The 25,295-nt window shown below is 69.5% G+C and carries 22 protein-coding genes; 4 read left to right on the plus strand and 18 right to left on the minus strand.

Going from position 1 to position 25,295, the window contains the following annotated elements:
* Positions 1 to 95: 95 nt before the first annotated feature.
* Complete coding sequence (locus OG293_RS04595; protein ID WP_405997470.1) at positions 96 to 776, minus strand: hypothetical protein; 681 nt, start codon at positions 774 to 776, stop codon at positions 96 to 98.
* 255 nt (positions 777 to 1,031) lie between these two features.
* On the opposite strand from OG293_RS04595, the gene OG293_RS04600 reads away from it, so the two are divergent.
* Entirely contained in the window at positions 1,032 to 1,937 is a 906-nt protein-coding gene (locus tag OG293_RS04600) for a hypothetical protein (protein WP_405997471.1), read from the plus strand.
* An 85-nt stretch (positions 1,938 to 2,022) separates the two neighbouring features.
* On the opposite strand, the gene OG293_RS04605 is transcribed toward OG293_RS04600, so the two are convergent.
* Positions 2,023 to 3,030, minus strand: a complete 1,008-nt coding sequence (locus OG293_RS04605) for a multicopper oxidase domain-containing protein (protein WP_405997472.1) — start codon at positions 3,028 to 3,030, stop codon at positions 2,023 to 2,025.
* A 197-nt stretch (positions 3,031 to 3,227) separates the two neighbouring features.
* Here OG293_RS04605 and OG293_RS04610 point away from each other — a divergent pair, with 197 nt between their 5' ends.
* Both OG293_RS04610 and OG293_RS04615 read left to right on the plus strand, forming a co-directional pair.
* Positions 3,228 to 5,711 (plus strand): ThuA domain-containing protein, encoded by a 2,484-nt coding sequence (locus OG293_RS04610; RefSeq protein WP_405997473.1) that lies wholly within the window; start codon positions 3,228 to 3,230, stop codon positions 5,709 to 5,711.
* Between the two features lie 56 nt (positions 5,712 to 5,767).
* Complete coding sequence (locus OG293_RS04615) at positions 5,768 to 7,921, plus strand: OmpL47-type beta-barrel domain-containing protein (protein WP_406003501.1); 2,154 nt, start codon at positions 5,768 to 5,770, stop codon at positions 7,919 to 7,921.
* 63 nt (positions 7,922 to 7,984) lie between these two features.
* On the opposite strand, the gene ligD is transcribed toward OG293_RS04615, so the two are convergent.
* The gene (gene ligD / locus OG293_RS04620; RefSeq protein WP_405997474.1) at positions 7,985 to 8,995 is read right to left on the minus strand and encodes a non-homologous end-joining DNA ligase; all 1,011 of its coding nucleotides are present in this window, start codon (positions 8,993 to 8,995) and stop codon (positions 7,985 to 7,987) included.
* 52 nt (positions 8,996 to 9,047) lie between these two features.
* On the opposite strand from ligD, the gene OG293_RS04625 reads away from it, so the two are divergent.
* Positions 9,048 to 10,112, plus strand: a complete 1,065-nt coding sequence (locus OG293_RS04625) for an ATP-dependent DNA ligase (protein WP_405997475.1) — start codon at positions 9,048 to 9,050, stop codon at positions 10,110 to 10,112.
* A gap of 185 nt (positions 10,113 to 10,297) precedes the next feature.
* On the opposite strand, the gene OG293_RS04630 is transcribed toward OG293_RS04625, so the two are convergent.
* The 15 genes from OG293_RS04630 to OG293_RS04700 all read right to left on the minus strand — a co-directional run bounded on the left by OG293_RS04630 (position 10,298) and on the right by OG293_RS04700 (position 25,066).
* On the minus strand, positions 10,298 to 10,966 hold the full coding sequence (locus OG293_RS04630; protein WP_405997476.1) for a hypothetical protein: 669 nt from the start codon (positions 10,964 to 10,966) through the stop codon (positions 10,298 to 10,300).
* A 21-nt stretch (positions 10,967 to 10,987) separates the two neighbouring features.
* The gene (locus OG293_RS04635) at positions 10,988 to 11,515 is read right to left on the minus strand and encodes a hypothetical protein (RefSeq protein WP_405997477.1); all 528 of its coding nucleotides are present in this window, start codon (positions 11,513 to 11,515) and stop codon (positions 10,988 to 10,990) included.
* 16 nt (positions 11,516 to 11,531) lie between these two features.
* Positions 11,532 to 12,176 (minus strand): hypothetical protein, encoded by a 645-nt coding sequence (locus OG293_RS04640; protein ID WP_405997478.1) that lies wholly within the window; start codon positions 12,174 to 12,176, stop codon positions 11,532 to 11,534.
* Positions 12,177 to 12,198: 22 nt separating this feature from the next.
* A complete protein-coding gene (locus OG293_RS04645; protein WP_406003502.1) occupies positions 12,199 to 12,687 on the minus strand; it encodes a hypothetical protein in 489 nt (162 codons plus the stop codon).
* 70 nt (positions 12,688 to 12,757) lie between these two features.
* The gene (locus OG293_RS04650; protein ID WP_405997479.1) at positions 12,758 to 14,029 is read right to left on the minus strand and encodes an MCE family protein; all 1,272 of its coding nucleotides are present in this window, start codon (positions 14,027 to 14,029) and stop codon (positions 12,758 to 12,760) included.
* Entirely contained in the window at positions 14,029 to 15,159 is a 1,131-nt protein-coding gene (locus OG293_RS04655) for an MCE family protein (RefSeq protein WP_405997480.1), read from the minus strand. The genes OG293_RS04650 and OG293_RS04655 overlap by 1 nt, the downstream gene beginning before the upstream one ends.
* A complete protein-coding gene (locus tag OG293_RS04660; protein WP_405997481.1) occupies positions 15,156 to 16,265 on the minus strand; it encodes an MCE family protein in 1,110 nt (369 codons plus the stop codon). The genes OG293_RS04655 and OG293_RS04660 overlap by 4 nt, the downstream gene beginning before the upstream one ends.
* Positions 16,262 to 17,287 carry an MCE family protein gene (locus tag OG293_RS04665; RefSeq protein ID WP_405997482.1) on the minus strand — a complete coding sequence of 342 codons (1,026 nt, stop codon included), beginning with the start codon at positions 17,285 to 17,287 and terminating at the stop codon, positions 16,262 to 16,264. The genes OG293_RS04660 and OG293_RS04665 overlap by 4 nt, the downstream gene beginning before the upstream one ends.
* Positions 17,284 to 18,315, minus strand: a complete 1,032-nt coding sequence (locus OG293_RS04670; protein WP_405997483.1) for an MCE family protein — start codon at positions 18,313 to 18,315, stop codon at positions 17,284 to 17,286. Before OG293_RS04670 ends, OG293_RS04665 begins: the two co-directional genes overlap by 4 nt.
* Positions 18,312 to 19,544 carry an MCE family protein gene (locus OG293_RS04675; protein ID WP_405997484.1) on the minus strand — a complete coding sequence of 411 codons (1,233 nt, stop codon included), beginning with the start codon at positions 19,542 to 19,544 and terminating at the stop codon, positions 18,312 to 18,314. Before OG293_RS04675 ends, OG293_RS04670 begins: the two co-directional genes overlap by 4 nt.
* Positions 19,541 to 20,344 carry an MlaE family ABC transporter permease gene (locus OG293_RS04680; RefSeq protein WP_405997485.1) on the minus strand — a complete coding sequence of 268 codons (804 nt, stop codon included), beginning with the start codon at positions 20,342 to 20,344 and terminating at the stop codon, positions 19,541 to 19,543. Before OG293_RS04680 ends, OG293_RS04675 begins: the two co-directional genes overlap by 4 nt.
* A 3-nt stretch (positions 20,345 to 20,347) precedes the next feature.
* Positions 20,348 to 21,196 (minus strand): MlaE family ABC transporter permease, encoded by an 849-nt coding sequence (locus tag OG293_RS04685; protein ID WP_405997486.1) that lies wholly within the window; start codon positions 21,194 to 21,196, stop codon positions 20,348 to 20,350.
* Positions 21,193 to 22,179, minus strand: coding sequence for an ABC transporter ATP-binding protein (locus OG293_RS04690; protein ID WP_405997487.1), 987 nt, complete (start codon positions 22,177 to 22,179; stop codon positions 21,193 to 21,195). The genes OG293_RS04685 and OG293_RS04690 overlap by 4 nt, the downstream gene beginning before the upstream one ends.
* Before the next feature lie 281 nt (positions 22,180 to 22,460).
* On the minus strand, positions 22,461 to 23,498 hold the full coding sequence (locus OG293_RS04695) for a hypothetical protein (RefSeq protein ID WP_405997488.1): 1,038 nt from the start codon (positions 23,496 to 23,498) through the stop codon (positions 22,461 to 22,463).
* A gap of 50 nt (positions 23,499 to 23,548) precedes the next feature.
* Positions 23,549 to 25,066, minus strand: a complete 1,518-nt coding sequence (locus OG293_RS04700) for a DUF6801 domain-containing protein (protein ID WP_405997489.1) — start codon at positions 25,064 to 25,066, stop codon at positions 23,549 to 23,551.
* Positions 25,067 to 25,295: the final 229 nt, after the last annotated feature.

The raw sequence follows: 25,295 nt of genomic DNA on the forward strand, positions 1-25,295 counted from the left end.
GGCGCGCGACCCGTTCACGGCGTCCTGCGCGCCGGGCGCTGAAGCCCGCACTCATCCCCCTGTGCCGGCCGCGGCGCGGTTGTGGGCCGGGCCGTTCACGTCGGCAGGCATGCCCCGACCCCGTCCCGCCCGCCGTTGCTGAACGCGGTGATGCGCTCGCTCGCATCGCCGTGGTCCGAGGAGTTGGTCCAAGGGGTCTCGTCGGCCAGCGCAGTCAGCCCGGCGGCCAGTTCGTCGGTGTCGCCCGCCTCGAATTCCAGGTCCTCGGAGCCGAACAGCGTGGCTCCGGCCAGGCAGTCGGCCTGGAGTTCGTGCGCCACGGATGCGAGGCCGAGGACCCGGTTCTGCACCGCGTGCCCCCATTCGTGGGCGATGACCAGATACACCCACGAGTCTCCGGTGCGGTACCCGTCGCGCATCAGCCCGGCGTCCCAGGCGATGAAGTCCTCGGGCGGGCAGTAGAAGGCGTTGTCGGGGACTGCGGGCTGCTGCCCGCAACTCGGTGCCTGGGGAGAGTCGGGGGTGTAGGCGCCGAACACCTGCGGGGATGAGTAGGCGCCGGTGAAAGAGTCGTTCCAGTGCGTCTTCCAGAAATTGTCCACGACGGCGACGGCGTCGTCGGCCTCCGACTGCCAGGCGTTGTCCAGCTCCGGTTCGTTGCCGGGCGTCGTCGGACGGTCCTGCGAGGGCACGGCGTCGCCGGGCCGGCCCGTGTACGGCGTGCCGCTGTCGGAGCAGCCGCCGAGCACCAGGGCCAGACACGCACCCGCCACCATCGACCACCTTGGGTACCGAGCCATCCCAACCTCCGAGCATCCAGGATTACCACGCCAAAAAGAGCATTTCAGGCGTTGCGCGCAGCGTGCGCGGAGACGAGCCGGATCTACGCCAATCGAACACGCCGCAGGTCCGTCCTTGGCATCAACAGCCTTGCGTGCGGGCAGCGTTGTGGCACGAACGGCTGAACAAGTCGCCAGACTGGAACCCGGCGGATCGCCGACGGCGAAACGAGACCGCCCAAGGGGGCGTTCATGGCACGACAACGACTGACCGGGCCACGACGCCCCAAGGCGCCGTACGCCACGATCTCGGCGCTGGCCGTCGTCGGCGGGTTGGGCTGCCTCCTGCTGCCCCTGTTCGGGTCCTTTCCCTGGGGCAGCGCCCTCAGGATTCTCATCGCGTGCGGGACGGTGGCGGGCTGGGCCGCGTGGCTGGGCCGGCGGAGCCGGCTTCCCACCGCCGACCAGGTCAGGGAGGTGGACCGTCGTCCACCCGTGCTCTTTCTGCGCACGTTCGGCAAGGAAGCCGTCTCCTTCTCCAGAAAAGAGCTGTCGCCGGATCTCAACCCTCTCCAACGCGCCATAAGGCGTCTGGGGGAGGATCCCTTCGAGGGCGTGCAGACCCTCGAAAGGTTTCTGAGCGCTGAACTCACCGAACGTGTGGGGCCGTTGATGGGACTGGGGGACCCCACCGACCGTCTGCCCCGCGAGGGGGCTGCCCGGACGTGGGTGGCCGACGGCACCTGGCGATCGGAGATCCTCAGACTGATCGCCGAGGCACGCTGCGTCATCGCTGAGATCCATGTCTCACCCGGTCTCGCCTGGGAGCTGGCACAGGTTCTCGGCGCCGGCCGGCACCGCCGGCTCTTCCTCTTCACCGCGCCGAGCACGGTTGGCGGACGCATCTCCACGGCTGTGTCGGTGAACAACCGGGTGTTCCGGCAGCATCCGGAGAGCTGGGAGAACACGGTCGCGTTCATGAAGGACGTCGGTTACGCGCTGCCCGAAGTCCATCCGGGCCCCGGAGCGGTGCTCGGGTTCAACCCCTCGGGCGGAGCCATCCTCCTGACCACCGGAGCCACCACGGCAGCAGGCTTTGTCACACCGGTAGTCGAAGCCCTTGCCACCATGGAGGCCGAGGCGGCGGGACAGCCGTAGCGAATTCCTACGCGCTCCGAGGCGCCCTCACGACCCGTCCCACCCTGCCCGTGCAGGGCGTCCCCAACCTCACAGGGCAATACACCTAGTGCGCGTGCCCCTCGGCAGCCACGCCGCCCGTCTTCGCAGGATGGTGCGGCTCATGCCCCGGAATCGTGCCGTCCGGCTTCGCCACCAGAAACAGCCCCGCCATCCCCATGTCGGAATGGCTCTGCACATGGCAGTGGTACATCCACGCCCCCGCGCCCACCGACTCCCCCGCGATGATCTGGAAGCCGAACGAGTCCGCCGGTCCCGTGATCTTGTTGTCGATCACCCGGCTGACGTCGGCCGGGCCGTCCAGCAGGCCCGTCCTGTTGTCCGCCCAGCGGTGACCGTGCATATGGAAGGTGTGGTAGTACTCGCCGTGCGTGATCATGACGATCTCCACGCGATCGCCCACCGTGGCCCGGAAGTCGGGGCTCGCACCGGCCGGCCTGTTGTTGATCGTCATGTCGTTGAAGACGATCGTGAACTGCTTGTCCGGGAGGATGTCTCCCTTCCTCCGCACCACGACCGGTCCATAGAGCCCCTTGCGGATGCCGCCCGTTCCGTGTTCCGTGCCCACCACATGGTCGTGGTAGTGCCAGTACCCCGCGCTGCCAGGACGCCAGGTGCCGTCCGCCCGCCTGCCCGGAGCGTGCGTGCGCCAGGTGTACGTCCGTGTGCCGCCCGGCTCCACATGGCTCTTGCTCATCCGTGTGCCGTCGTTGGCGATGTCGTAGTCCACGCCGTGCGCGTGCAGGCTCACCGGTACGTCCATGGCGTTCTCGAACTCGATGTGCAGGGTGTCGCCCTCGACCAGTTCGATCAGCGGGCCGGGGATCGACGCCTTCCCCTTCTCCAGGCCGTAGCCCATCTGACCGTCCGCCAACTTCTCGGCGTACAGGGTGAGATGCCGTACCTGGCCGCCTGCCGGGGCAGTCTTCGGTGCGCCCTCCGCCGACGTCGCGCTGGTCGCGCTCGGGGCCGAGGCCAGCGACACCGAGGTGACGCCTGTCGCGGCAACCGCGCCACCCGCCAGAAGTCTCCGGTTGAAGCTCCGTCTGTCCATGCCGAACTCACCAGTCCTGTACGGAGATTGACGGGGCGCAGGTGACCCCGGGGACGGGCACACGGTAGCCGGGCGACGTTTGTTTATCCACACCCAGGACAAAGTTCGTGAAGCTGAGGTCATACCTATTGGCGAACCACGAAAAGAGGTCTAGTTTCCAAGGCTGTTGATGTGACCAAAGAGGGGTGGGTGACCACATGCAGCGCACACCACATCACCGGTCGAGATCCCGAAGAAGCGCCCTGGCGGCGGCCCTTGGGGTCGGCGCACTGACCGTGTCCCTGCTCGGCGGCGGCAGTGTCGCAGCCGCCAGGCCCGATCCGGAACCATTGTCGACAACGTTGTCCTTACCGTCTCCTCCGGGCAGCCAGAATGTGAAGGTACTCGTCTTCCACGGCTCGGCGACCGCCGAGTCACCGACGGTCGACGCCGGAATCGCGGCGATCGAGACGATCGGGCAGACCGGTCCCGCAGACGGCCGGTTCACGACCGAGGCGACGGACGACGCCTCCGTGTTCACTCAGGCCACCAGGCTCGGAAAGTACAACGCGATCGTCTTCCTGACAGGCGGCGGCGATCTGCTCGACCCGGAGCAGGAAGCCGGTCTGGAGTCATATCTGGAGGCCGGTGGCGGCTTCTTCGGCATCCATGACGCCGCGCGCACCGAGCCCTTCTCCGACTGGTTCACCGGGCTGATCGGCGCCCGTCCGACCGGTGCTCCGAGCACCGCGCAACGCGCGGTCGTCGAGGTCGGCGACCGTCAGCACCCGGCGACCGCGTCCCTTCCTCTGCAGTGGAAGCGCCCGGACAAGTGGTTCAACTGGGCGGCGAACCCCTCCGGCACCGTGCACACCGTGGCCCGGGTGAAGGAGAACTCGTACACACCCCCCGCCGGCGCGAACGGGTGGGACCACCCCGTCTCCTGGTGCCGTGACTACGACGGCGGACGCTCCTTCTACACCGCCATGGGCGGCACAGTCGACAGCTTCGCCGAGACCGACTTCCGCGACCATCTGCGCGGCGCGCTCGCCTGGACCACCCGTCTCTCCCGTGCCGACTGCAAGGCCACCATCAATGCCAACTACACGGCCGAGCGGGTCACCCGGCCCAACCAGCCGGGGCAGAACGACCAGATCGGCGAGCCGCACGGACTGGTCACCGCCCCGGACGGCCGGGTGCTTTACATCGGGCGCGGCGGCGCGGACCCGAGCAAGCCCGTCGTCACCGACTGGAACAACCCCGACATCGGCAAGGGGCAGGGCGAGATCCATGTCTACGACCCGAGGACGAAGAAGGTCACCCTCGCCGGGTCGCTCACCGTCTTCGGCAACAAGGGCGGCGGCGACGAGCTGATCAAGGTCGAGGAGGGGCTGCTCGGCATCGAGCTGGATCCCGACTTCATGACCAACGGATGGGTGTATCTGCACTACACACCGCATGCGCAGATCAACCGCGACACACACATGGCCGAGCGCCGGGTCTCGCGCTTCACGCTCGGCCCGGCCGACAACAAGCTGGATCTCGCTTCCGAGAAGGTCCTGCTCAAGTGGCCCGTGCAGATCCACAGTTGCTGCCACGCCGGTGGTGGGATGGCCTGGGACTCCCGGCAGAACCTCTACATCGCCACCGGTGACAACAACTCCTCCGGATTCAGCGGGGGTTACTCGGGCAACAATCCGCAGCCCAGCTTCAAGGGTGTGTCCTTCGCGGACGCGCGCCGCACAGCGGGCAACACCAACAACCTCAACGGCAAGATCCTGCGGATCCACCCCGAGGACGACGGGACGTACACGCTCCCGGCCGGCAACCTCTTCACGGGCAAGGAGCCGGACGAGGGCGGCGGCAGGACCCGCGGCGAGATCTATGTGATGGGCGTGCGCAATCCAGCACGTATCTTCGTCGACAAGTCGACGGACATTCTGTACGCGGGCTGGGTCGGCCCCGACGCGGGCGCACCGAGTACCACCTGGGGCCCGGCCAAGTACGACACGTTCTCCGCGATCACCAAGGCGGGCAACCACGGCTGGCCGTACTGCATGGGCAACAAGCAGCCCTACCGCGACCGCAATCTGCCCGATCCGGGCAAGCCGCTCGGCTGGTACAACTGCGACGCCCCGAAGAACGAGTCCCCCAACAACGACGGCCTGGTCAATCTGCCCCCGGTCACCTCCAACACCATCTGGTACTCGCCCCAGGGCGGCGGCGTGGACTATCCGCGCGACGCGAACGGCATCGCCAGCTACAAGACGGAGGAGCAGAAGCTGCTGCTCCCGTGGCTCAAGGGCGGCGCCCAGGCGACCATGAACGGCCCGGTCTACCGCTACGACGCGGCGAGCGCCAGCAAGGACAAGTGGCCGTCGTACTGGGACGGCAAGTGGTTCGTCGGCGACTTCTACGACGGCGACCAGCCGCGGCACGCGGTGCTGACCGACCCCAGGACGGTCGGCAACGGCGGGATCCCGGTGCACGCCGAATCCCTCAGGAAGATCGTCCCGGTGGGGAGCGACGGCATCCGCAACCTCATGGACTGGAAGTTCGCGCCGGACGGCTCGCTCTACGTCCTGGACTACGGCCGCGGATTCTTCACCTCCGACTCCAAGTCCGCCCTGTGGCACATCACGTACAAGGGCGGCGACGCCACTCCGTCCGCCGACCAGTTGGCTCGGAAGGCGGCGCAGTGAGACACGTGGGACACAGGACGGCGAGTCTCTGGGCGGCCCTGCTCGCCGCGGTGGCGATGGTCATCGGCCTGACGTCGGCGGTCGCCTACGGCCAGGGCGAGGACCGGCTCGCCGGCCAGGTGCTGACCTGGACGGCCGGCGACTCGATCGAGAAGTACGCCTCCTTCCCGACCACTGCCGTGGCGGGCAGGACGACCATCGTCTTCGAGAACAGCAAGGCGACCGGCAACACCATGGGGATGCCGCACACCCTGACATTCGACGTGTCCGACCCGGAGTACAACAACGACGTGCCGCTGAACATCCTCGCCAACCCCGGTGACGACCAGGGTGGCAGGCACACCGCCGAGGTGACCCTCACTCCCGGCCGGTACCGCTTCCACTGCACGATCCCCGGCCATGGCACCATGCAGGGCATCCTCAACGTCACCGAGGGCGGCGGCGAGGACACCACGGCACCGGAGACGAGCGCGAAGGTCGACGGCGACAGGAACGCCGACGGCGCGTACGTCGGCCAGGCGACCGTGACCGTGTCGGCCACCGACACCGGCTCAGGCGTGGACAGGACCGAGTTCGCGGTCGGGGCGGCGGGCTCCTGGCAGCCGTACACCGCTGCGGTCGTGGTCAACGAGGTCGGCACCCACAAGATCCGCTACCGGGCGAGAGACAAGGCCGGGAACGTCGCCGCGGAGAAAGCGGTCGACTTCGCGGTCGTCGCTCCGCCGACCGACGACAGGACCCCGCCGGAGACCTCGGCGACGGTCAGCGGCGAGAAGAACGAGCAGGGCCAGTATCTGGGTATGGCCACGGTCACCGTGACCGCGTCCGACACCGGGTCGGGCGTCAACACCATCGAGTACGCAATCGGCGCGAACGGCACCTGGCAGCCGTACACCGCCCCGGTGATGGTGCACCAGGCGGGCACGCACAGGGTCCGCTACAAGGCCACCGACAAGGCGGGGAACACGGCGGCGGAGAAGGCCGTGGAGTTCACGGTCCTCACTCCGCCCGCCGCGGACAAAACCCCGCCGCGGACGTCGGCGGTGGTGAGCGGTCAGAAGAACTCCGACGGCGCGTACATCACGAGCGCCCGGGTGACCGTCACCGCGACCGACGAAGGGGCGGGAGCCTCCGGCGTCGACAAGGTCGAGTACTCCCTCGACGGCGGGCCGTATCTGGCATACACGAGCGCGGTGCTTGTCGACCGGGCCGCATTCCACACCGTCCTGTACCGGGCGACCGACAAGGCGGGCAACACCTCGCCCGCGCAGAAGGTGTCGTTCACCGTCGCGGAGGGAGGCGGGGTCCCGGCGCCCAACTGCCCCGAGTTCGACGAGCGGTTGACGGTGATCGTCGGCACGGTGGACACGGGTGTGCCCAACCGCATCACCCGCAGCCGCTGCACGATCAACGAGCTGATCGAGGACGAGAAGGACTGGTCCTCGCACGCGTTGTTCCTCAAGCATGTGGACCAGGTGCTCGACCGACTCCTCACGGACGGCGTCATCGACGAGCGCGAGCACAAGAAGGTCTACAAGTCGGCCAAGCAGTCCGGCATCGGCAGGCCGGGCCAGAACACCGGCTACCGGGATCTGTTCGACGGCAGCCGGGCCACGTTCGCCAGGTGGCAGCACGTGGGCGGCGGCGCGTTCTCGGTCACCGGCGACGGCGCCATGACCAGCAGCAGCACCGCCCCGGGCATGGGCATGCTGTGGTTCCCGCAGCGGCAGTACGGGGACTTCTCGCTGAAGCTCCAGTGGCGTGACGACGCACCGGGCACGGGCAATGCCAACGGCGGTGTGTTCGTGCGCTTCCCGTACGTCCACGACAACCCGGAGGAGTCGCGTCCGGAGTGGGTCGCCATCAAGTACGGCCACGAGGTGCAGATCCTCGACCGTCCCGACGGCGACATGTACAAGTCGGGGTCGATCTACGGATTCGACCGGGTGGGTCTGGCGGGTGCGGGTGTCACGCCGAAGGGCACCTGGAACGACTATGAGATCCGGGTGGTCGGCCAGCACTATGCGGTCTTCCGCAACGGCGTGCTGATCAATGAGTTCGACAACACCGGCGGCCAGGCGTTCTCGCCGCCGCGCGGGGACGATCCGGGCACGGACGGCCGGCGGTACTCCTCCGGCTACATCGGGCTCCAGGTCCACGGCACCACGGATGTGATCTCGTACCGCAACATCCGGGTGAAGGAGCTGTAGCCGCCGGCCCGCCGGGCGCCCGCCGACGGCGCCACCGCCGTCGCAGGGCCCGGCGCGGGACGCTCAGTCCTCGCGCCGGGCCCTGCTGGGCTGAACGCGCTTCGGTTCGCCGGGCATCTTGGGGTACTCCGGCGGGTAGGGCAGGTCCCCGAGGCCGTGGTCCGCCTCGTCCTTGCGGGCCAGCTCCAGCAGGGTCTCCAGGCTGAACCGGTGGTCGTCCATGTCCGCGTGGACATCACCGACCTCGGCGTACCGGGCGGGCATCGTCGTGATGTCGAAGTCCCGTGGCATCGCGTCGTCGATCTCGTCCCAGCGCAGCGGCGCGGAGACGGGGGCGTGGGACCGGGGGCGAACGGAGTAGGCGGAGGCGATGGTGCGGTCGCGGGCCGTCTGATTGTAGTCGACGAAGATCCGCGCTCCGCGCTCCTCCTTCCACCACTTGATGGTGACACGGTCCGGCATCCGGCCCTCCAGCTGACGCCCCACCGCGATCGCGGCCCGCCGGACCTGGGTGAACGTCCAGCGCGGTTCGATGGGCACGAACACATGGATGCCGCGCCCGCCGGAGGTCTTCGGCCAGCCGGTCAGACCCACCTCGTCCAGGACGGCGCGCAGCTCGTGGGCGGCACGGACGGCGTCCGCGTAGTCGGTGCCGGGCTGGGGGTCCAGGTCGATGCGCAGCTCGTCGGGGTGGTCGGTGTCGTCGCGGCGGACGGGCCAGGGGTGGAAGGTGACGGCTCCGAGGTTGGCCGCCCATACGACGGCCGCGGGTTCCGTCGGGCACATCTCGTCCGCGGAACGGCCGCTGGGGAAGGTGATGTGGGCGGTCGGGATCCAGTCGGGGAGGTACTTGGGGGCGCGCTTCTGGAAGAAGGACTCGCCACTCACCCCGTCGGGGTAGCGCTCCAGCGTGGTGGGGCGCTCGCGCAGGGCGCGGGTGATGCCGTCGCCGACGGCGAGGTAGTAGCGGACCATGTCCAGCTTGGTGTAACCGGGCTCCGGGAAGTAGATCTTGTCCGGATTGGACACGCGTACGGTCCGCCCGCCGACTTCCAGTTCGATCGCACCGGCCATGCCCGCCAGCGTAGGCCGTGCCGAGATTCCCCGCATACCGGACAATCGCCGTATGGATCTGCCCGTGATGCCTCCCGTGAAGCCCATGCTGGCCAAGCCCGTCAAGAAGATCCCGCCGGGTATGCAGTACGAAGCCAAGTGGGACGGCTTCCGGGCGATCGTCCACCGGGACGGTGATGAGCTGGTGATCGGCTCCCGGACCGGCAAGCCGCTCACGCGCTACTTTCCCGAGCTCGTCGCCGATCTGCTGGCCAGTCTCCCCGACCGGTGTGTGGTCGACGGCGAGATCGTGATCGCCCACGAGGGCCGACTGGACTTCGACAAACTCACCGAGCGCATTCACCCGGCCGACTCACGGGTGAGGATGCTCGCCGAACGCACCCCGGCGAGCTTCGTCGCCTTCGACCTCCTCGCGCTGGGTGACGAGGCGCTGCTGGACGCTCCGCTCTCGGTGCGGCGCACCACGCTCGCCGCGGCGCTGGCCGACGCGGAACCGCCTGTGCATCTCGCGCCCGCCACGACCGACACCGCCGAGGCCCAGGACTGGTTCGAGCGGTACGAGGGCGCCGGGCTCGACGGGATCATCGCCAAGCCGCTGGACCTGCCGTACCGGCCGGACGCTCGGCTGATGTTCAAGATCAAGCACGAGCGCACGGCGGACGCGGTCGTCGCCGGTTACCGCTTCCACAAGAGCGGGCCGATCGTCGGCTCGCTGCTGCTCGGTCTGTACGACGACTCGGGCGCCCTCCAGCACGTCGGCGTCTGCGCCGCCTTCTCCATGAAGGTGCGCGAGGAGCTGATCGCCGAGCTGGAGCCCCTGCGCATGGATCCGCCGGACGGTCACCCCTGGGCGGCGTGGGCTCAGGAGAGCGCCCACGAGAGCGCCCGGCTGCCGGGCGCGCAGAGCCGCTGGACGGGCAAGAAGGACCTCTCCTGGGTGGCTCTGCGGCCCGAGCGGGTGATCGAGGTGGCGTATGACCACATGGAGGGCGACCGGTTCCGGCACACGGCGCAGTTCCGCCGCTGGCGGCCGGACCGGGAGCCAGCCGACTGCACGTACACGCAGTTGGAGGAGCCGGTCGGCTACGACCTCTCCGAGGTGCTCTCGGGCTCCTGACGGTGGGCGGCCTCCGTCGCCCGCACTGCCACTCGGGCAGAACGGCGCTCCGGGTGGGTGCGTTGTCCGGTCGGTGCGGCTCCGCGCCGACGAGGCCGGGTGCCTGTGACACGGTGAGCGGGGCCGTCGGGCCACGGCCGCCGCGGTCCCCGCCGTCCCCCGGCGCATCCGCCGTCCGCCCGGCCTCATGAGCCTGCCCCGAGCGTGTCGAGGGCGGCGATCCGCCAGGTGCCGCCGGTGCGCACGGCGTCGACGGCGAGCATGGCCGCGCCGTACGTCGTCTCGTCCTTGGTGGCGGTCCGGGTGTTGCTCTGGTCGGCGAAGACGAGGACGCGCGCCCGGTCGCCGTCGATCAGTTCCACACCACTGCGGGTGACGGTCGTGGTGAGCACGAGCTTCTGCTTCGGGCCCTGCTGGCGTACGGCCGCGAGCATGGCCGCCTGCTGCTCGACGGCCTTGCCGGTGAGATGAGCCTTCACGGCCTGGTCAAGTGCCTGGGGCCGGGCGAAGGTGTACGAGAAGACCGCCTCGACCGCTTTGGTGATCTGCCCCGTGACCTCACTGGTACGGGCGATGTCGGTGAGGGCGGCATTGTGTGCGGCAGGTTCGTCGCGCAGGCCGGAGGCGCGAGCGCCGGCCAAGGCCGCGAAGCAGCCGAGGAGAACGGTCAGGGCACAGAGCACGGCGGGCAGCCGGACTCCGGGGCGTGCCGTGCCGGCCGTCACCCTCCGGCTTGTGCCGGCGGGCGGACGTGGCGGCGCAGGCCTGGTCGCGGGGACCGGGGTGGTGGAGGCGGTGCGTGCCGCGGTCGCCAGGCGCCGTTGCCGGTTGATGAGGTGACGTGTCGTCGGCATGTGCGGGGATCCTCTCGCTCGTCACTCGGGCGTGGCGTTGCCGACCGGTGCCTGGCCGAGGGCGCTGAGCTTCCAGCCCTCGGGCGTCCGGGTGAGTTCGCCGAGCATCCGGCTCTGTTTGTGGGCCGGTTCGCCTTTCGTGGCGGTGACCGTGATCCGCAGGGCCACCATGACGCTCGCCCTCCCGGCCCTGTCGTCGAGCTCGGTCACCGCTCCCGACAGCACCTTCGCGCTCGTCACCGTCCTGGCCTGCTGGATCTGCTTCTCGAACTGTTCCCGCCCGTTTGTGAGTTGTCTGCGCAGCTCGCCGGTGGCGGAGTGCTCCCAGGAGTCGAGCCCGCGCGTGAGGTCCCGGTGGTCGAGGGTGTTCATCTTCTGCACCGCCTGCTCGCCCGCGGCGAGGACCGCGTCGCGCTCCTTCGCGTACGCGGCAAGGTCGTCGTGCGCCGCGTCGTACCAGGACCAGCCGCCCCAGGTTGCGAACCCGGCAGCCACGGCGGTCAGCGCGAGCGTCGCCGCGAGCAGGGGATTCCTCGTTGTCCGTGCCATGGACCTGTGTCCCTCCTCACTCATGGGATGCGATGTCGATGATCTGCCAGTGGCCACCGCGCAGTTCCGCGGTGACGGACAGCTGAGCGGCCACGGTTGCGGGCGACTTGCCACCGCGCTCGGCAACCTGGTCGAGGAAGACCAGGAGCCGGGCGCTGTGTCCGGTCAGCCGGGTCACCGCAGCGCGCACGACATGGGTGGTGAGTGTCAGCTTCTGCCGCGCGGCCCGCTTCTCGACCTGGCCGAACAGCTCCGCGTACTGGCGGGCGGCCCTCCCGGCGAGCAGGCGGCGCGCCGCCTGCCGGGTCGTGCCGGTGGTCGCGGGGGTGTACGAGAAGACGGTGACGAGTGCGCTGCTGACATCGCCGATCACCTCGGTGGTGGCCTCGGCGTCGGTGAGCGCGCGGTTGACGGCGGTCGGGGTGTGGTGCAACTGCTCGGCTCGTACGAGGAGTTGTGCCCCTCCGAGCACGAGGACCAGGACCACGGCCGCGATGCCGCCGGTCCGGGCCCGTCTCCGGGCGGTGGACGGGGAGCTCCTGCCCGGCTCCGGCGTCCGGTCCGGCTCCGATTCGGGCTCCGGCGTCCGGTCCGGCGGGCCGTTCTCCTCGGACCTGCGCGGTGCCGGAACGACGGCCTTGACATCCTCGTCCGTGCTCATGCCTGCCTCCCCTGACTGCCGCTCATGCCCCACCGACCGGGACTGCGCTCAGTGCACTGACCTTCCAGCCGTCCGCGGTGCGGGCAAGTGTGGCCTCCAGCCGTTTGCGGTCGTTGCTCGTCGCTTTGCCCCTCGGTCTGATCTCGACCCGGAGGGTTGCGATCAGTTCGGCGGTCCCGGCCCGGGTGTCGAGTGCTGTGAGAGCCGCGTCCACGACAGTGGCGCGCACGGTGGTGCCCGATTTCGGCCCGGCCTTCCTCAGTCCCTCGTGCAACGGTCCCGTCGATGCGTCCAGCCACTGGCGACGGACCCGCTCGGGCGCCTGGGCGTCGAAGCTGGTGAGCCGGGCGATATGCCGGGTGCCGACGGCGAGCACTTCGTCGCGGGAGGTGGCGTACGCGAGTGAGGAGTCGTCCTTCGCCCGGCCGTACGCCCAGCCGGCGAAGGAGCAGAACACCACGGCGAGGACGACCGCGGTCCAGGCGGCGAGCGCTCTGCCGCCGGGCCTCACGGCCGGTCGGCCGCCGCTCCGGGCCGGGGCCCGCACGAGCGAGCCCCCGAGGGTGCGCACGGCGGGCCGGCTAGTCATGGGCGCTCCCCAGGCCGAGAAGCCCGCCGACTCCGGTCGCCGATTCGGACAGAGAGGGCAGGCCGAGGACGCCCGGAAGCCGGCCCGCCGGGTCCGTCCCGGAGCCGCCCGCGACTCCGGGCAGCGAGCCCGGGCGTACCGGATCCGGAACGGGGCCTCCGGCAGGCGCATGGGCGCTCCCCCGGACGTTTGTGCCGCTGCCTGGCGGTGAGGTGCAGCGGGCCTTGGTGTTGAGGGCGGTCGTGGGCGCTGTGTCGAGACCGTTGCGGTACGCGGTGCCGCCGTATCCGGCGGTGCACGGCAACGGCTCGAAGAAGGTCACCGACATGCCGAAGGCGACTCCCCGTGAGGTGATAGCCGTCGAGCCTGCCGAGGCCAGAGCGGGCAGTGTGACCAGCAGCTCCTCGATGCCGCGCTGCCGGGTCACGGCGATCTCCGAGGTGGTCAGCAGGTTGGCGACCACCACACCGAGCGCCGGGTCGAGATCGCTGAGCAGTCCGCTGATCTGGCCGGCCGCCCCGGGGCCGGCGGCGATGAGCCGGCGCAGATCGGTGTCGGAGCCCTTGAGCTGTGCGGCGAGCGCCTTGGCGCCTCGGGCGAAGGACTTGAGGGCCTGGCCCTGTTCGGCCTGGGTGCGCAGCACCATCTCGCCGTCGATCACCAGCCGGGTGGTGACGGGCAGGGCCTCGTCGGCCGCGTGGACGAACTCGTTGCCGTGGTCCATCAGCACCTGGAGGTCGTCACCGCGCCCGCTCAAGGCCGCTCCGAACTCGTCGACGACGGTCCGCAAGGACTTCAGGTCGACCGAGGACGCCAGGTCGTCGACACTGGTGAGGACGTCGGTGACGGGGGCCGGGACCCGGGTGTCGGACTCGGCGATGACCGTGCCTTCCCGTAGGTAGGGCCCGTCGTCGCCCGCCGGGCGCAGGTCGATGTACTGCTCTCCGACGGCGGACAGACTGGCGACGACGGCTTCGAGGTCGGCGGGGATCGGCGGCGCCGAGTCCTTGATCCGCAGCTCTGCCTCGACGCCGTGGCCGGTGAGCCCGATGGGGCCGACACGCCCCACCGAGACACCGCGGTAGGTGACGTCGGAGTGGGTGAACAGGCCGCCGGTCCGCGGGAGTTGGACGCGTACGGTGTAGTAGCCCCGCATTCCGACCCAGTGGCCGAGATCGGCGTAGCGGATTCCGGTGAAGCCCAGCACCAGGACGGCGATGATCAGGAAAGCGATGTTCTTGAGGCGGGTCGCGAGGGTGATCATCAGCGGCTCTCCTTCGCCGACGGCCCGGTGAGTGCGGGGATCGGCAGCGGCAGTGTGCGGCCGGTGCCCCGGACGCCGGCCGGCCGCTGCCCGGCCGGCGTCAGCTCGGGGATGATCCTGGTCCCGGGCACCGCCGTCACATCCAGATAGACATTGAGGTAGTCGCCCTTGACCCCGCGCAGAACCTCGTCGGTGAACGGATAGGTGAGCAGCACCTGGAGCGAGTCGGGCAGTGTCCTGCCCGAGTCGGCGAGTGCCCCCAGCGTGGGTCCGAGCGCCTTCAGGTCGGCGATGGTGTCGGCCTTGCTCCTGTGGACGGTGTCGACGGCGGCCGTGGAGAGCGTGCCGAGCGCGCGCAGCATCGTCAGCAGCGAACCGCGCTGTCTCTCCAGTACCTTCAGGCCCGGGCCGAGCCCGGTGAGGATCTGCCCGACCTTCTGTCTGCGGGTGGCGAGCGTTGCGGCGAGCCGGTTGACCCCGTCGAGGGCCGCGGTGATGTTCTCCTTGTTCTTGTCGAGGCTGGTCACCAGCGTGTCGACACGGTTCAGCACGGAGCGCACGTGTGTCTCCCTGCCGCCGATCGCCTTGTTGAGTTCGCTGGCGATGGTCTTGATCTGGTTGATGCCGCCTCCGTTGAGCAGCAGGGACAGGGCGCCGAGGACTTCCTCGACCTCCGGGTTGCGGTTGGTGCGGCTCATCGGGATGGCCGCGCCGTCGGCGAGGGTGCCCGTGGCCGCCTGTGTCTTCGCGGGCGGCGGCGAGAGCTGGATGTACTTCTCGCCGAGCAGGCTGGACTGTTCGAGGTGGGCGTATGCGTTGGCGGGAAGCTTCACCCGGCCGTTGATGCGCAGGGTGAGCTTCGCCGACCAGCCGTCCGGGCTCAGGGCGATGCGGGTGACGCGACCGACGGCGACATCGTTGACCTTGACCGCGGACTGCGGGACCAGGCTGAGTACATCGGCGAACTCCGCGGTGATCTCGTAGGGATGACGGCCGAGATCCGCACCGCCGGGCAGCGGCAGCTGCCCGATGCCGGCCACGCCGGGCATCGAGCACCCGGAGAGGGTCAGGGCGAGCCCGAGCGCCAGGGCGCATCCGGCGGCGAGCGGGTCCCGTGGGCGACGGCTCATCGGGGCGTCCCCTTCCGCTTCTGCGGGGTGCCGTAGACGGTGCCCACGGGCGGCAGCGGCAGGGTCGGCAGCGCCCGCTGCCGGGACGGCTGAACGGGGACGAGTCCCGTGAGGGAGCCGGTGCCGTCCGGGAGGACCAGATCGGGGCCGAAGCTGAACTCGTTGATGTCGGCGCGTCCGTTGAGGGTGCGATGCGCCGGGTCGTACGCGTTCAGAGCGTTGCCCGCGGCGAGCGGTGCGGTGTCCAGCGCCTCGGCGAGGGACACCCGCTGGTCGACGAGGGTCTGGGTGAGGGGTGCGAGGGCGTCGACGTTCTGTTTCAGGCTCGCCCGGTTCTCCCTGATGAAGCCCTTGACGGTGCCCAGCGCGGTGCCGAGTTCCTTGAGGGCGGCCGACAGGTTCTCCTTGTCGTCGGCCAGGAAGCCGGTCACGGTGGCCAGTTGCCGTTCCGCCCTGGCCACCGTGGTGTCGTTCTTCTTGAGCATGGTGGTGAAGGACTGGAGGTGGGCGAGGGTGGCGAAGAGGTCGCCGCTGCTGCCGTCGAGCGTCCTGGCGGCCTTGCCGAACTGCTCGATCGAGTCGCCGATCGCCTTTCCGTTGGCGTTCAGATTGGCGGCCCCGGTGTCGAGGAGGCCGGCCAGCGCGCCCTGTGCGTTGGCGCCCTTGGGGCCGAGCGCGGTACTCAGCTCGGTGATCGACTCGTACAGCTGGTCGACTTCGAGCGGCGTCGCGTTCTTCGCCGCGGGCAGCACGGCGCCGTCCTTGATCCGCTCCCCGCCCGTGTAGGCGGGGGCGAGCTGGATATAGCGGTCGGCGACGACGCTCGGCGCGACCACGACGGCGTGCGCGTCCCCCGGGACCTTGACGTCCCGGTCGAGCAGCAGGGTCACCCGCACCTCGTCCCCCAACGGGCGCACGCTGTCGACGCGTCCGACCTTGACGCCGAGGATCCGCAGGTCGGAGCCCTCGTAGACGCCGATCGCCCGGGTGAAGCAGGCGGTGATACGGATGGAGTCGGACTCCTGGAGGGCGCTCACCCCACTGGCGCCCGCGGCGGCCAGGACCGCGAGCCCGGCAGCGATACCGATGATGCGTTTGAGGTTCATAAGGCGCTGCCTTGGGGTTTGGGCGGCATGCATCCGGTCGCCGGAGGTGTGCCGGGCGGCAGATAGGTCTTCGGAACGAGACCGCAGAGGTAGCTGTCGAACCAGCGGCCGTTGCCGAGGGTGTTGCCGACGAGCCGGTAGTACGGTCCGGCCAGTGCGAGGGTCCGGTCCAGGCTCTTGCGGTTCTTCAGCGGTACGGCGGTGACCTTGCTCAGCGCGGTCAGGGTGGGCTTCAGCTGCTCCCTGTTGTCCTCGACGACTCCGCTGAGCTGAGTGCCGAGACTCTTGGTGCCGGTGAGCAGCAGATGGATGGCGTCCCGGCGGGCCTGGATCTCCCCGAGCAGCAGGCTGCCGTCCTTCAGCAGCGTCTCGAAGCTGCTCTTCTTGCCCGCCAGGGTCCTGGTGAGCTGCTTGCTGCCCTTGAGGAGCCGGGCGAGTTCGGTGTCCCGGTCAGAGACGGACCTGGAGAGCGCGGAGAGCCCGGCCGCCGCGCTGCGGACGTTCGGCGGGGAGTTCTTGAAGGCGGCGCTGATCGTCTCGAAGCTCCTGGCGAGCTGGGCGGTGTCGATCCTTCCTATGGTCTCGCCGAGCCCGTTGAACGCCTGGGTGACGTCGTACGGGGAGGTGGTGCGGGTGGCGGGTATCGGTTCGGCGGGGTCCTGGCTCCGGGTGCCGAGCGGGTCGACGGCGAGGTACTTCTCGCCGAGGAGCGTCTTGACGGCGATGGCGGCGGTGCTGGAGTTGCCGATCCAGGCGTCCTTCACCCGGAAGCGGACCCTGACCTTGGCCCCGTCGAGGCCGACGCCGGTGACCTCGCCGGCCTTCACCCCGGCGATGCGGACCGCGTCGCCCCCGTGGAGTCCGGCGGCCTCGGTGAAGTCGGCGCTGTAGGTGGTGCCGCGGCCGACGAAGGGCAGGGAGTCGGCACGGTAGGCGGCGACGCCGAGCACGGCGAGGACCAGCAGACCGACCAGGCCGACGGCGACCGGATTCCTCTCCCCTACGGACTTCGGTCGCTTCATCCCCGGCACCTCGACTCGGTGATCTCGATTCCGGTCGGAGGTGTGCTGCCGTCCGAAGTGGTGACCGAGCTGACCCTGGCCTCGCAGAGATAGAGGTTGAGCCACGAACCGTAGGACGCGAGGCGGGTGATGGCCCGCATCTTCGCGGGAGCCTTCCGCAGGAAGCTCTCGATCGTGGGGCTGTTGCCACCCAGCTGTCCGGCCAGCCTTCCGAGTTCGGCGATGTCCTTCTTCAGCGGCGCCCGGCCGTCCGCGAGGAGGTCGGCGGTGACGGTGGTGAGGTCACCCATGGCGGTGACGGCCTCACCCAGCGGCTCACGGTCGCCGGAGAAGCCCGTGACCAGCTGCTGGAGGGTGACCACGAGATCGTTGAATCCCGCTTCGCGGGCGTTGACGGTGGTGAGCACCGTGTTGAGGTTCTTGATCACCTCGCCGATGACCTTGTCCTTTCCGGCGACGGTGGTGGTCAGCGAGCCCACATGCCGGATCAGGCTGTCGACGGTGCCGCCCTCGCCCTGGAGCACCTGTATGAGCGAGCCCGCCAGATCGTTGATCTCGTGCGGCGAGAGCCCTTCGAACAGCGGCCGGAAGCCGTTGAAGAGCTGCGTCAGATCGAGTGCGGGCGTGGTGCGTTCCAGGGGGATGGTGTCTCCGGCGGCGAGGCTGCGGCCCACCGGTCCCGGCCCCCTGTCGAGGTCGACATAGCGCTGCCCGACCATGTTGAGGTATTTGATGGACGCGGTCACCGACGCGGGGAGTCTGCGCCCTTTCTGGACGCTGAAGCCGACCTCGGCGACCCGACGGTCGGCGACCTCGACGGACTCGACCTGGCCGACCTTCACCCCGGCGATACGTATGCTGTCGCCCGGTACCAGCCCGGTCGCGTCCAGGAACCGCGCCCGGTAGGAATCGGTGTCGCCGACTCCCGTGTTCGCGATGCCGAACGCGAGGACCGCGGTGGCGAACACCGTGACCACGATGAAGACCATCGACTTCACCAGCGGTCCGGCGATGCTGCGGCGTTTCATGTGAGCGTCACCTCCGCACCGCGGAAGAGCGGCCCGGTGAGCACGCTGCTCCAGTCGGGCAGCTCCTCGGGCGCCGTTCCCAGTTCGGGCGCCATGAGTTCGTTGACGAGCCGGTTCTCCTGGGGGGAGTTGGGCAGGCCGAGGTTGGCCGCCGCCGTGGCCGCCGGTGCGGGACTGCCGGTGTACGGCACGGAGTAGCAGTGGGGACCGCCGCCCGAGGTGTATACGGGGGTGTCCTTGCCGGGCACGTACGCGCCGAGCGAGGGCACGGTGGTCACGTTCACATGCAGTCCGGGCTCGTCCGTGCCCTTGCCGAGCGCCTTGTCCATGGCGGGCACGAATCCGGCCAGGGTGCGCAGGGTGCAGGGGAAGGACGGGGAGTACCGGGCGAGGAGGCCCAGCGTGGGCCGGCTCACAGCGGCCAGCCGGATGAGGTTGTTCTTGTTGTGCCGCAGGAAGGCGGTGAGGTCCCGGGCGGTGGCGGTCGTCGAGCCGTACAGGTCCGCGAGGCCCGCCTGCCGGCCGGCGATGGTGCCGCTGGTGGTGGTGAAGTCGGTGAGGGCGTCGAGCACGTCCGGGGCGGCGTCCGCGTAGAGGTGGCCGACCTTGACCAGGTGCGCGATGTCCCGGTTGAGGAGCGGCAGTTGGGGGTTGAGCTTCTTCAGATGGGCGTCGAGGGCGACAAGGGTCCGGCCGAGCTGCTCGCCTCGACCCTGGAGTGCCTGGGACACGGCGGTGAGGGTGGCGGACAGCTTCGCCGGTTCGACCGCGGTCAGCAACGGCAGCAGATGGTCGAGCACCTGCTCCAGTTCGATCGCGTTGCCGGAGCGGTCCTGGGGGATGAGGTCCCCCGCCTTCAGCGCCCCGCCCGTGGGGGTTCCGTTCGGGGGTACCAATGCGACGAACCGCTCGCCGAAGAGGGTGGTGGGGAGCATCTGCGCCCTGACATCGGCCGGTACCCGGCGCAGCTGATGGGGCCGGATGGCGAGGGTGAGCCGGGCGCCCGCGCCGTCGGCGCGGATGTCACGGACCTCGCCGACGACCACACCGCGCAGTTTCACCTCGGCGTTGGTGTGCATCTCGTTGCCGACGGCGCCCGCGAGGACGGTGACCGTGGCGTCGTCGGTGAACTCCTTGTCGTACACGGCGACCGACAACCACACCAGGAGGACGGGCACCATCAGGAAGACGAAGCCCGCGAGCCGCCTGCGCAGCGTCCGGCCCGTCATCCGGCCACCTTCACCGTCGTGGTCGCGCCCCAGATCGCCAGGGAGAGGAAGAAGTCGGTGACGCTGATCAGCACGATGGCATTGCGTACGGAGCGGCCCACGGCCACGCCCACACCCGCCGGGCCGCCGGTGGCGTGGAAGCCGTGGTAGCAGTGCGCGAGGATCACCATCACGCTGAAGACCAGCACTTTGAGGATGGAGAGCAGGACGTCGTTTGGGGAGAGGAAGAGTTGGAAGTAGTGGTCGTAGGTGCCTGCTGACTGGCCGTTGAAGACCACGGTGATCCAGCGGGAGGCGACGTACGAGCTGAGCAGGCCGATCGCGTAGAGCGGGATGATGGCGACGACACCGGCGATGATGCGGGTGGTGACGAGATACGGCAGGGAGCGCACGCCCATGGCTTCGAGCGCGTCGACCTCTTCGTTGATGCGCATCCCGCCGAGCTGGGCGGTGAAGCCCGCGCCGACGGTGGCGGACAGCGCGAGGCCGGCCACCAGCGGCGCGATCTCACGGGTGTTGAAGTACGCGGAGACGAACCCGGTGAAGGCGGATGTGCCGATCTGGTTGAGGGCCGCATACCCCTGGAGGCCGACGACCGTCCCGGTGAACAGGGTCATCGCGATCATCACGCCGATGGTGCCGCCGATGACGCCCAGTCCGCCGCTGCCGAAGGCGACCTCGGCGAGCAGACGCTGCACCTCCCCGAGATAGCGGCGCAGGGTCCTGGGGATCCAGATCAAGGCCCTCGCGTAGAAGGTGAACTGGTCGCCGGAGCGGTCCAGCCGGCCCAGTACGGACATGGCTCAGCCCCCCTTCGCCGGGACGATCTGCAGATAGAGCGCCGTGAGGACCATGTTCACGAAGAACAGCAGCATGAAGGTGATGACGACGGACTGGTTGACCGCGTCGCCGACGCCCTTGGGGCCGCCTCGCGGATTGAGCCCGCGGTAGGCAGCCACGATCCCGGCGATGAATCCGAAGGCGATCGCCTTGAGTTCGCTGATGTAGAGGTCGGGGAGCTGGGCCAGCGCGGAGAAGCCGGAGAGATACGCGCCGGGTGTGCCGCCCTGCATGATCACATTGAAGAAGTAGCCGCCGAGGGTGCCGACGACGGAGACCATACCGTTGAGGAGCAGAGCGACGGACATGGCCGCCAGCACCCGGGGAACGACGAGGCGTTGTAGCGGCGAGACGCCCATGACCTCCATCGCGTCGAGCTCCTCACGGATCGTGCGGGAACCGAGGTCGGCGCAGATCGCCGAGCCGCCCGCGCCGGCGATGAGCAGCGCGACGATGAGCGGGCTCGCCTGCTGGATGACGGCCAGCACGCTGGCGCCCCCGGTGAAGGACTGCGCGCCGAGCTGCTGGGTGAGCGAGCCGACCTGGAGGGCGATCACCGCACCGAACGGGATCGAGACGAGCGCCGCGGGAAGGATCGTGACACTGGCGATGAACCAGAACTGCTCGATGAGCTCCCGCACCTGGAAGGGCCCGCGGAAGACCGCGCGTGTGACGGCGGACGCGAGCGCGAAGAGCTTGCCGGTCTCACGCAACGGAGCGAGCGCCTTCAGCGGCGGCGCGGTCCGCGGAGGCGTCGCCGGACTCGCCGGACCGGACGGCGCGGAGGGCCGCGCCGGCAGTTGCGCGGTCATGTGACCGCTCCGCCGCGGACGGGGGCGTAGCTCTGCATGATGGCGCTTCGGGCGGCTTCGGGGAGCTGCGCCATCATTCCGAGCACCCGCTCCCTGCGCCGCAGGGCGGCCTGGCGGACCGGCATGCCCGGTGACGGTTCAAGCTGCCTCACCAGCGGTTTCGGGCCATCCGAAGACGTGGGGCGGGCACCGAGCTGTTCCCGCGCGAGGGTTGCCGCGTCCTTCTCCTCCGACATGCCGATGGGGCCTTCGCGCCGCCCGCCGAGGAATTGCGCGACGACCGGCTCCTCGCTGGTCAGCAGCACCTCGCGCGGGCCGAAGGTGACGAGGTTGCGGCGGAAGAGCATCCCCATGTTGTCGGGGACGGTGGCCGCGATGTCGAGGTTGTGGGTGACGATCAGCATCGTTGCGTCGAGCTGCGCGTTCAGGTCGATGAGCAGCTGGGAGAGATAGGCGGTGCGGACCGGGTCGAGGCCGGAGTCGGGCTCGTCGCACAGGATGATCTGCGGGTCGAGCACGAGGGCGCGGGCGAGCCCCGCGCGTTTGCGCATTCCACCCGATATCTCGCCGGGCAGCTTCGCCTCCGCGCCGATGAGGCCGACCCTTTCGATCCGTTCCATGACGATGCGGCGGATCTCGGACTCCTTCTTGCGGGTGTGCTCGCGCAAGGGAAAGGCGATGTTGTCGAAGAGTGTCATCCAGCCGAAGAGCGCTCCGTCCTGGAACATCAGGCCGAAAAGCTTGCGGGTTTCGTAGATGTCACGCTCGGGACTGTTCACCATGTCGACGCCATTGATGAGGACACGGCCACGCTCGGGCTTGAGAAGCCCGATGATCGACTTGAGGAAAACCGTCTTTCCGGTGCCGGACGGCCCCAGCATGACGCTTACTTCTCCGGCCGGCAGGGTGAGCGTCACATCCTGCCAGATGTTCTGCCTGCCGAAGGATTTCGTCAGTTCCTCGACGACCACTTCGATCCCCATCTCACCTCCCGCGTGCACTCACCAAGTGACAGAGGTGCGCCGAGGGCGCACGTTAAGTTCACCGACCGTGCCAGGACAAGTACTTGACCGGTGAAATCGGAGAGCGGCGAATTATTTGTCATGCGGTGACAACTTCTCCGATCCGCTCTCTGGAATTCTGCGCGCTCGGCGCAGGTGGGCAGGTGGCCGGGGTGGAAGCCTCGCGGCCCGGGGAGCCGCGAGGCCGGATCGGGGCCCGCAGGGAACCGGATCGCCGGATCCGCCCGGAGCGGGGCGGGGAGTCAGGGAAGGATGGCCGAGTGCCAGTACCTCGACAGGTACTTTCCGTTGTCGGGGCGGACCGCGCCCGGCGCGGTGAGCCCGGCGCTGTGGGTCGACGCGCCGTTCAGCACCAGGCCGTTGTTACCGGAGGGCGAGGGCAGTCCGGTCTTCAGATCGATGGCGCCGTTGAGGAGACCCGCGAATCCGCACCCGTTGGCGCGCGGTACGGAGAAGACGCTGTCGCCCTGACTGTTGCCGGTGAGTGCGAACCGCAGCATGGCACCGGCCGTCGGGTTGGGCGTTCCGTTGCCGTCGAAGCGCTGGATGGCGATGGCGGGGCTGGTGTCGTTCCGCGGGCGCAGCACCACCGGGTTCTCGCTGGACCCGATGAAGCACTGGGAGCCGAGGAACGGGTTCTGCAGCCGGATCCGCACCGGCAGTCTCACGATCGGCTTCCCGGTCGTGAGGCCGGACGTCAGGCTGAATTCCGTCGGCGTACCGGCGGACTCCACGGTCGCCGTGACCCGGTTGAGGCCGTTCTCGGTGAGCGCCTTGCAAATGCCCGTGATCACCGGGATGTTGCTGGGGCACATCAGGCCGAGCAGCCCGCCCGGGATCTCCGCCGGCGCGCCGACGACGGCCCCGCCCGGCGGCGGCACGACCGTGAAGGTGCCGGTGGCCGTGTGCTGCACGACCCCGAACTGCAGATCGTTGGCGCCTGTGGTGGCGGTGGTGTTGCCCAGCTTGATGCGGCCGCCGGGCGAGTACGAGGACACGCACGAGGCGATGTCGCTCTGGCCGTCGGCGGCCAGCATCACCGGGTCATCGACCGGGCAGCGTGTGAACGGACCCCAGTGGCCGTTCAGTTGGCCGGACGGGCTCGCGTCCGCGTTCGCGGGCGCCGTACCGAGCGGTACGGCCACGACGACCGCGGCGAGGGCGCACGACACGGCCGCGCGCAGCACCCTCGGGCAGCCGTGCTTGGAGCGGCGTCCGAGGAGGCACCGGGAGCGAGGCGTGGCGAAGGGCTGGGCGAAGGGCTGGGAGGCAGGTCTCATTTCTCCCGGATTCCTTTCCGGTGGTGGGGAGCTGTGCCTTGGGGGTCGGTTCAGCGTTCCGGCTTGGGCACCTTCACCGGCTGGTGGTCGGCTGTGCAGTACCGGGCGTCCGGCCGGGGATTGCCTGACGCGCAGGGGGCTGCCTGGACTTGTTTGAGGTAGTTCCCGGGCCCGGAGATGGCGGAGGTGAACAGCGCGTCGAGATCCTCGTCCACCCCGCAGCCGCTGAACGGCGGGATCGTCATGGTGGCGGTGAGCACGCCTCCGGTGACGAGCTGGTAGCCGTTTCCGGGACCTTTGAGCACTCCGGTGAGCACCATGTGGTCCCTGGTGTCCTGAGCCGGGTCGGGATCCTTGGAGTAGAGCGGTCCGGTGGTCCGGCAGTTCGGTCCGACGTCGAGCGGGACGCCGTTGACTCTGACGTCGCGCAGTCGTAGCACCAGGGGCACCCGGATCAGCGTCAGCCCGGAGGACTTGGCGAGCAGGATGTCCGAGTCGATGGTCATGGGTGCCAGTTGAGTGAGTTCCATGGTGGCCGTCGTGGGCATGAAGCCGTACGCCAGAAAGGTGGCGGGTGCGGGCGGCATCTGCGGGCGCCCCAGATGGTCCAGCTCGCCGGTGGCGCGCTGGAGCAGATGCAGCCCGTCGGGCTTGGGGACGATCTTCTTCGACACGTCGATGAGCCGGGTGCAGGAGACGGGGACCTCCGACGCGCCCTTCAGTTTGGCGACGTTGGAGTAGCCGGTGAGATAGGCGACCATCGCGAACGGGTTGACCGTGTCCCCTACGCAGGGAGGGACGTCGGCTGTGGCCGTGCCGCTCGGCGGGGTCGGTGCGACATCGAGTCCGGGTGCCCGGTCCCGCTGCCGCCCCGGATCGGTGGAGGGCATGGGCGTGGGCGTGGGGACCGGTGAGGCGGATCCCTCGGTGCCCGTCACCGGGACGGTGGCCAGGAGCGCTTCCTGCCCAGGGGCGGGGACGCAGGTGAGCGGCACGGCGGCCGGTTCGGCGGGGCCCCCGTCCGCCGTGCGCGCGGAGAGACCGAAGGCCAGCGCACCGGCCGTGAAGGTGAGTTCGCCGATGTCACCGGCCTTGACGAGGGGTACGGCTCCGGTCGCGGCGAGGGTGAGGTCGCCCGAGGCGGGGACGGTGACGGCCTGGGCCGCGGTCCCGGACCAGAGGGCCTCGGCGGTGTGCTGCCTCTGGGCAACGGCGACGGTGAGCCGGGTGGTTCCGGAGACCTCGACCGCTCCTCGTTCGGCCAGGCGGGAGCGCGCAGCGTCCGGGAGTGTCACCGTGGTGGTCACCTCCTCGGCCCGGATCGCCCGGTCGGCCTCGGCGTCCTCCGGGAACGTGGCGGTGATCCGTAGGCTCACCCGCTCCTTGGGGGAGAGGAGGTCGCAGGTGTAGGCCAGCTGGACGTCGACGCGCTGTTCCGCGTCGGCGGCCCGCGCGCCGGGGATCATTACGGCCGCCAGGACGGCGACGGCAACGGCGGTGCCCCGCACGGTCGTACGGGACCGTACCGTCCTGGGCGGCCGGTGCGCGGTCGTTCGGCTGGGCGGCATCCTTCACGGCTCCCTTCGACACGGGCAGGGCATCGGGACGGCAGGAACGGTCAGTGCATGGGGACCGGCCGTGCACCGGTTCAGGCACACCATCGGTTCCGGCCGTGCACCGGTGCGGGCGGTCCATCGGTTCCGGCAGTGCGTCGGTGCGGGCGGTCCATCGGTTCCGGCAGTGCGTCGGTGCGGGCGGTCCATCGGTTCCGGCGGTGCATCGGTGAGCGGTCCATCG

It is taken from the genome of Streptomyces sp. NBC_00829, from assembly GCF_045161795.1.
Taxonomy (GTDB): Bacteria; Actinomycetota; Actinomycetes; order Streptomycetales; family Streptomycetaceae; genus Streptomyces.

Excerpts from the sequence above, each read along its gene's own strand:
- OG293_RS04595 (WP_405997470.1), bottom strand. The coding sequence starts at position 776 with ATGGTGGCGGGTGCGTGTCTGGCCCTGGTGCTCGGCGGCTGCTCCGAC.
- OG293_RS04600 (WP_405997471.1), top strand. The coding sequence starts at position 1,032 with ATGGCACGACAACGACTGACCGGGCCACGACGCCCCAAGGCGCCGTAC.
- OG293_RS04605 (WP_405997472.1), bottom strand. The coding sequence starts at position 3,030 with ATGGACAGACGGAGCTTCAACCGGAGACTTCTGGCGGGTGGCGCGGTT.
- OG293_RS04610 (WP_405997473.1), top strand. The coding sequence starts at position 3,228 with ATGCAGCGCACACCACATCACCGGTCGAGATCCCGAAGAAGCGCCCTG.
- OG293_RS04615 (WP_406003501.1), top strand. The coding sequence starts at position 5,768 with ATGGTCATCGGCCTGACGTCGGCGGTCGCCTACGGCCAGGGCGAGGAC.
- ligD (WP_405997474.1), bottom strand. The coding sequence starts at position 8,995 with ATGGCCGGTGCGATCGAACTGGAAGTCGGCGGGCGGACCGTACGCGTG.
- OG293_RS04625 (WP_405997475.1), top strand. The coding sequence starts at position 9,048 with ATGGATCTGCCCGTGATGCCTCCCGTGAAGCCCATGCTGGCCAAGCCC.
- OG293_RS04630 (WP_405997476.1), bottom strand. The coding sequence starts at position 10,966 with ATGCCGACGACACGTCACCTCATCAACCGGCAACGGCGCCTGGCGACC.
- OG293_RS04635 (WP_405997477.1), bottom strand. The coding sequence starts at position 11,515 with ATGGCACGGACAACGAGGAATCCCCTGCTCGCGGCGACGCTCGCGCTG.
- OG293_RS04640 (WP_405997478.1), bottom strand. The coding sequence starts at position 12,176 with ATGAGCACGGACGAGGATGTCAAGGCCGTCGTTCCGGCACCGCGCAGG.
- OG293_RS04650 (WP_405997479.1), bottom strand. The coding sequence starts at position 14,029 with ATGATCACCCTCGCGACCCGCCTCAAGAACATCGCTTTCCTGATCATC.
- OG293_RS04655 (WP_405997480.1), bottom strand. The coding sequence starts at position 15,159 with ATGAGCCGTCGCCCACGGGACCCGCTCGCCGCCGGATGCGCCCTGGCG.
- OG293_RS04660 (WP_405997481.1), bottom strand. The coding sequence starts at position 16,265 with ATGAACCTCAAACGCATCATCGGTATCGCTGCCGGGCTCGCGGTCCTG.
- OG293_RS04665 (WP_405997482.1), bottom strand. The coding sequence starts at position 17,287 with ATGAAGCGACCGAAGTCCGTAGGGGAGAGGAATCCGGTCGCCGTCGGC.
- OG293_RS04670 (WP_405997483.1), bottom strand. The coding sequence starts at position 18,315 with ATGAAACGCCGCAGCATCGCCGGACCGCTGGTGAAGTCGATGGTCTTC.
- OG293_RS04675 (WP_405997484.1), bottom strand. The coding sequence starts at position 19,544 with ATGACGGGCCGGACGCTGCGCAGGCGGCTCGCGGGCTTCGTCTTCCTG.
- OG293_RS04680 (WP_405997485.1), bottom strand. The coding sequence starts at position 20,344 with ATGTCCGTACTGGGCCGGCTGGACCGCTCCGGCGACCAGTTCACCTTC.
- OG293_RS04685 (WP_405997486.1), bottom strand. The coding sequence starts at position 21,196 with ATGACCGCGCAACTGCCGGCGCGGCCCTCCGCGCCGTCCGGTCCGGCG.
- OG293_RS04690 (WP_405997487.1), bottom strand. The coding sequence starts at position 22,179 with ATGGGGATCGAAGTGGTCGTCGAGGAACTGACGAAATCCTTCGGCAGG.
- OG293_RS04695 (WP_405997488.1), bottom strand. The coding sequence starts at position 23,498 with ATGAGACCTGCCTCCCAGCCCTTCGCCCAGCCCTTCGCCACGCCTCGC.
- OG293_RS04700 (WP_405997489.1), bottom strand. The coding sequence starts at position 25,066 with ATGCCGCCCAGCCGAACGACCGCGCACCGGCCGCCCAGGACGGTACGG.